This is a genomic window from Chamaesiphon sp. GL140_3_metabinner_50 (assembly GCF_025361915.1).
Taxonomy (GTDB): domain Bacteria; phylum Cyanobacteriota; class Cyanobacteriia; order Cyanobacteriales; family Chamaesiphonaceae; genus Chamaesiphon.
Map to the genome: position 1 here is coordinate 1 of NZ_JANYJC010000166.1, position 2661 is coordinate 2661.

A 2661-nucleotide genomic window follows, 5' to 3' on the forward strand; every position below is an offset into this window, starting at 1 on the left:
TTTTCCCAGGTGGTACCACCATCGTTGGTTTCTAAGATCGCTGCGTCACTACCCACAACCCAGCCATGCTGGGGATTGCTGGTAAATGTCAGATCTTGGATGTTAGATTCGGTGGGTAACTGAATTGGCTTCCAAGGACTAGTTGCCAAAGGTGTAATGTGACTGCAACTGACGCAGAATATACCGATCGCCAGTAGTGTAGCAGTTTGTTTGAGAATTCGTTTCAGCAGATTCATGGAGATGAGAGTGGTGCTTGGTTGAGTGAGATATTTACTTAGTCAAAAGGCTGGGAACTTGAGGACAATCGGGCTAACGGGTTTAACCTGCGGCTTTAGCTCAATGTGTACAAGCTGAGGAAAATGAGAATACCGATGCCCATGCCGCCATAAATTAATAAGCTTTTTTGTCCGGGACTCATCCCATTGACTCCAAATCCATAGGTTTGGTTTTCTTTAAAACCAAAGGTTTCGGTCGTCCCGATGTTGGTAAACGCAGTTTTCTTGACACCGCAGGATGGACATTTCCAGAGGGTGGGGAGAACTGTAAACGGGGTACCCGCAATAATTTTATTTTTGGGGTCGCCTTTATTAGGATTGTAGATGTAGCCACAGGCGCGGCATTCAAATCGATCGTCATCGGTAGTTCCGGCAGCAACTTTGACGCTGGCGGATGTCGGCGGTGCTAAATCTTCACCGCTGCTAGGAGTCTCCTGTTCTAGGTCGCTCATAAATTTAATTTTAATATTGGCTGTTTATTAATATACTGTTACAAATTTTGGCATATTATGTCGAAGTTTGATACTCTATCTTCGCGATCGATGCCCAAGTATCGAGCATCAGGTTTGATATATTGGTTTTAAGCCGAGTCCTCCCAAGAGCTAACTTCCCATGTCTATCAAAAAAATCCTGTCGATCGGATTACTGATATTTGTACCGATTTCGATCGCGGCAGAATATTTACATTGGGGGGATTTGACAGTATTTATCACCTCAGCGTTGGCGATCGTGCCCCTAGCCATCTGGTTGAGTACTGCGACGGAGGAAGTAGCCATCGTGACTGGCCCAGCGGTTGGCGGGCTGTTAAACGCGGTATTTGGCAATGCTACCGAATTAATTATCGGGCTAGTCGCACTCAAGGCTGGCTTAATCGATATTGTCAAAGCTAGTATTACCGGAACGATTATTAGTAATTTACTGCTGGCAATGGGATTGTCGATGTTTTTGGGCGGTCTGAAATTTAAAGAGCAAGAATTTAAACCGATCGTCGCCCAAGTTAATGGCTCTTCAATGACGCTGGCGGTCATTGCGATTTTATTGCCAACGATGGCGTTTTATGCTGCCGATCGAGCCGATACATTTGCCGTTGAAGAACTCTCGATTTTTGTCGCAATTATCTTAATTGTAGTGTACGCGATGACCTTACTATTCTCGCTGAAAACTCACAGTTATTTATACGATGTCAGCTTGGTCGAGTTAGAAGTTGAAACTAGCAGACACAAACCCAATCTCAAGCTCTGGTTGGGAATTTTAGTAATCTCGACTTTAGCTGTTGCTTACGAATCAGAAATGTTTGTCGGAGTAGTCGAATCGGCAACTAAGGGCTTAGGTTTGACCCCCTTATTTACTGGCGTAATTTTATTACCATTAGTCGGCGGTGCGGCTGAATATGTAACGGCGGTGGGCGTAGCAATTAAAAATAATATGGATTTATCCGTTTCGGTCGCGATGGGTTCGAGTTTATTAGTGGCATTATTAATGGCTCCGATGCTGGTATTAGTCGGCTACGCGATCGGTCAACCGATGGATCTCAATTTCAATCCGTTTGAAGTCGTAGCAGTAGCCATCGCTGTAATTGTGGCAAACTTGATTAGCTTAGATGGTCGATCGAACTGGCTCGAAGGAGCTTTGTTGCTTGCAACTTATACGATTTTGGCAGCAGCTTTCTACTTTCTGCCGATTTGAGAATTTTGGGCTGTAGCCGTTAAAAATATACTGTCTGAACTATGATTTATCTGATGAATAGATGGACTAAGATTATCGGATAGCAGTCCATCAAAGTCCATCAGGTAATCATTTTAATCATAGTTCGGACGATATTAGGGGGAAATTATTAGCAGAAATTACCTGACTACTTTTTACTCTAGTGACGACATGAAAACTGAATTCAGGCGATTTTTACTAGGTAATGGTTGAGATCGGCTATTGTGCTGAATTTACTTGTTTTAGAGTCGATCGCGCACGCAAGATGTAGAAAATAAGACTAACAGATATTTAATATGGCTAAATAATAAGCCATTGTACTGAGTCTAAATATGGTTGCAGTTGATAAAGTTGGAATGTAATAATTCCAAATTAACTAGTAATAATGAATACTTTTCTGACTAAAATCTCATTAGCTTCTGCTATTGTTCTGTCTGGAATATATTTTAGTGCTGGAAATGCTAACGCAGTACTCATATCAGGTACTGGAAATCCCCTTACTGCAATTCCGGGTGCTACGGTTATTGATTTTGAGACAACTACCAGCGGAGACTTTTCAAGCGTTACTATTGGTAATGTGACTTTTAGTGGTATAGGTGCACCTCTGACGATAGGTTCTGATTTTAGTGGGCAGTTTAATAACCCAGGCAAATCCATCTCTAATGGTTTTGACTTTGTGCCC

4 protein-coding genes are annotated in these 2661 nt (G+C 42.5%); 2 read left to right on the plus strand and 2 right to left on the minus strand.

The window, feature by feature from the left end:
• On the minus strand, window positions 1-236 hold a 236-nt coding region (locus tag Q0R35_RS08435; protein ID WP_295616092.1), incomplete at its 3' end, for a YCF48-related protein.
• A 95-nt stretch (window positions 237-331) separates the two neighbouring features.
• Window positions 332-727: a rubredoxin gene (locus Q0R35_RS08440; protein ID WP_295616095.1), complete on the minus strand. Its 396-nt coding sequence runs from the start codon at window positions 725-727 to the stop codon at window positions 332-334.
• A 160-nt stretch (window positions 728-887) separates the two neighbouring features.
• On the opposite strand from Q0R35_RS08440, the gene cax reads away from it, so the two are divergent.
• Together cax and Q0R35_RS08450 are read left to right on the plus strand one after the other, a co-directional pair.
• A complete protein-coding gene (cax, locus tag Q0R35_RS08445; RefSeq protein ID WP_295616098.1) occupies window positions 888-1961 on the plus strand; it encodes a calcium/proton exchanger in 1074 nt (357 codons plus the stop codon).
• A 403-nt stretch (window positions 1962-2364) separates the two neighbouring features.
• On the plus strand, window positions 2365-2661 hold a 297-nt coding region (locus tag Q0R35_RS08450; protein ID WP_295616101.1), incomplete at its 3' end, for a hypothetical protein.